The 2818-nt window shown below is 65.8% G+C and carries 3 protein-coding genes; all 3 read right to left on the bottom strand.

Going from position 1 to position 2818, the window contains the following annotated elements; genetic code table 11:
• On the bottom strand, positions 1-1072 hold a 1072-nt coding region (gene murC / locus ACILRA_RS21775), incomplete at its 3' end, for a UDP-N-acetylmuramate--L-alanine ligase (RefSeq protein ID WP_395664132.1).
• Positions 1069-2169: an undecaprenyldiphospho-muramoylpentapeptide beta-N-acetylglucosaminyltransferase gene (gene murG, locus ACILRA_RS21770; protein ID WP_395664131.1), complete on the bottom strand. Its 1101-nt coding sequence runs from the start codon at positions 2167-2169 to the stop codon at positions 1069-1071. The genes murG and murC, both read right to left, overlap by 4 nt.
• Before the next feature lie 6 nt (positions 2170-2175).
• A partial coding sequence (locus ACILRA_RS21765; RefSeq protein WP_395664130.1) for an FtsW/RodA/SpoVE family cell cycle protein occupies positions 2176-2818 on the bottom strand: 643 nt, incomplete at its 5' end.

Genomic DNA, 2818 nt, shown 5'->3' with positions numbered 1-2818 from the left:
TGCCCTTGGCGACGCCGCGCGCCGCCTTCAGCACGGCGGCGATCTCCACCGGGTGGTGGCCATAATCATCATAGACGGTGATGCCATTATGCGCGCCCGTGCGCGTGAAGCGGCGCTTGACGCCGGTAAAGCTCTTGAAGCCCTTGCGGATGTCGTCATCCGAAATGCCGAGCTCCTTGGCCACGGCAAGCGCCGCGGTGGAGTTGAGCGCATTGTGATCGCCGGGAATGGCGAGGCTTAAGCTCCCGATGTCATGGGTCTTGCCGGTGCGGCGGTTCGTCATGCGCACGGAAAAGCGCGTTTCGCCGTCCACATAGCTCACGTCCGTCAGCCGCACATCGGCCTGCGGGCTCTTGCCATAGGTGATGACGCGGCGGTCCTTCACCTGGCCGATCAGCTCCTGCACCACGGGGTGGTCAATGCACATCACCGCGAAGCCGTAGAAGGGAATATTCTCGACAAAGGCCAGGAAGGCCTCCTTGGCCTTGTCGAAGGTCCCGTAATGGTCGAGGTGCTCGGGGTCGATATTGGTGACGATCACGACGTCGGCCGGCAGCTTGACGAAGGTGCCATCGGACTCATCCGACTCGACCACCATCCACTCACCCTTGCCGAGGCGGGCGTTCGTGCCATAGGCGTTGATGATGCCACCATTGATGACGGTCGGGTCGAAGTTCCCCGCATCCAGCAGTGCGGCAACGAGCGAGGTCGTCGTCGTCTTGCCATGGGTGCCCCCCACGGCGACGCAGGACTTGAAGCGCATCAATTCCGCCAGCATCTCGGCGCGCCGGACGATGGGCAGATAGCGATTGCGGGCCTCCACCAGCTCAGGGTTGTCGTCCTTCACCGCGGAGGAGACGACGACCACCTGTGCCTCGCCGATGTTCTCAGCCTTGTGGCCGATGTTCACCTCGATCCCCGCCTTGCGGAGACGGGCCACATTATAGTTGTCGGTCAAGTCGGATCCCTGGACCTTGTAGTCCAGCGTCGCCATCACCTCGGCGATGCCGCTCATGCCGATGCCGCCGATGCCGATGAAGTGGATGGGGCCCACATTGCCCGGAAGTTTCATGCGCGCTGTATCCCTGCGAGTCGTTCGGCGAGGTCGGCCAGGCGCCGGGCGGCATCGGGTCTGCCGTGTCCGAGCGCGGCCGCCGCCGCCTGTTGAAGTTGCGGCTGTTGAGAGCGAAGTGATGTCAGAAATTGGGCGAAGGCCTTGGGCGCAAGAGAGGCCTGGGGATGAACCCAGCCGGCACCCGCCGCGGCGAAGCTTTCGGCATTGCGCAGCTGGTCGTTGTCGAGGGCATGCGGCAGCGGCACCATGACGGCGGGCCGCCCGATGACGCCGAGTTCCGCGATCGTGGAAGCACCCGACCGGCACACCACGAGGTGTGCCTGAGCGATGCGCTGCGGCATGTCGGTGAAAAAAGGGCTCAGCTCGCAGTCAAGGTCCATGGCGCGATAGGCTTTCCCCACGCTGTCCATGTTCTCCGCGCGCACCTGCTGGGTGAGCCGGATGCCCGCGCGTTCCGCGCTGCTCATCGCAGCGAAGACCTCCGGCATGAATTCGCCAAAGAACTGCGCGCCCTGGCTGCCGCCGAAGACCAGCAGGTTGAAGCAGTCGAACGGCGGATAGGCTGCGCCCTGCTGCCGGAGTGCGATGTCACGCACCGGATTGCCGGTGACGGTAAGCTTGCCGCGCGCCTCGGGCGGCAGGCCCATCAGTTCGGGGAAGGATGAGGCCACCGCGTCCGCCCAGCGGGCGAGCACGCGGTTGGCGCGGCCCATCACCGCGTTCTGGTCATGCACGCAAGACGGAATCTTCAGCCGCGAGGCCGCCATGATCGGCGGAAAGGACGGATAGCCACCAAAGCCGATGACGGCGAGCGGCTTCACCCGCTTCAGGATCGCGCGCGCCGTGCGATAGCCGCCATAAAGCCTGAGCGCCCTGCCCGGCACCGCCCAAGGCTTCGACAGCGAAAGCGTGGCGGAGGGAACGATATGGGTTTCCACGGCGGGGAAGGACTTGCCATAGTCCCGCACGCGCTCATCCGTCATCAGGTGGATGGCATGCCCGCGCCGCGTCAGCTCTTCCGCCAGCGCCTGGGCGGGAAAGAGATGCCCGCCGGTGCCGCCAGCGGCGAGAACGAAGGTTCCTGTCCGCTCCATGGCGCCTCAGGCGTAGGAGGGGTTGAGGCTGCGCATGTGCGACTGCGCGCCGAAGCGCCGCCGCCCGAGCGCCAGCACCAGCCCCATGCCGAAGGCCATGCCCAGCAGCGAGGACCCGCCATAGGAGATGAACGGCAGCGTCATGCCCTTGGCGGGCAGCAGTGCGGTGTTGACGCCCATGTTGATCAGGGCCTGGAAACCGAACATCAGCGCCAACCCGCTGAGCGCCAGAGCGGCGAAGGGATCGGGCTCGGCCCTGGCGCGCACCAGCACCTTCAGCACCACGAAGGCGAAGAGCGCCATCAGCAGAAGGCAGGCGATGAGGCCGAACTCCTCGCCCACCACCGCGAAGGTGAAATCGGTATGCGCGTCGGGCAGCACCAGCTTGGCCTCGCCGCCGCCGGGCCCCGCACCCATGAGGCCGCCGTTCTTGAAGGCCTGCATCGCGGTATCAACCTGAAAGGTGTCGCCCTTGTCGGGGCTCATGAAGCGGTCGATGCGCGACTGGACATGCGGCACCAGATGGTAGGCGAGCGCCAGACCCGACGCCGCCAATCCGGCGAGGCCCAGCACGGCGACCCACGGGATGCCATAGATCAGCAGCATCGCGCCGAAGGTAAGGATGACAAGCGCCGTCTGCCCGAAATCG

The organism is Aestuariivirga sp. (assembly GCF_044239095.1).
Classification (GTDB): Bacteria; Pseudomonadota; Alphaproteobacteria; order Rhizobiales; family Aestuariivirgaceae; genus Aestuariivirga.
This window is presented reverse-complemented; position numbering and strand designations above follow the sequence as displayed.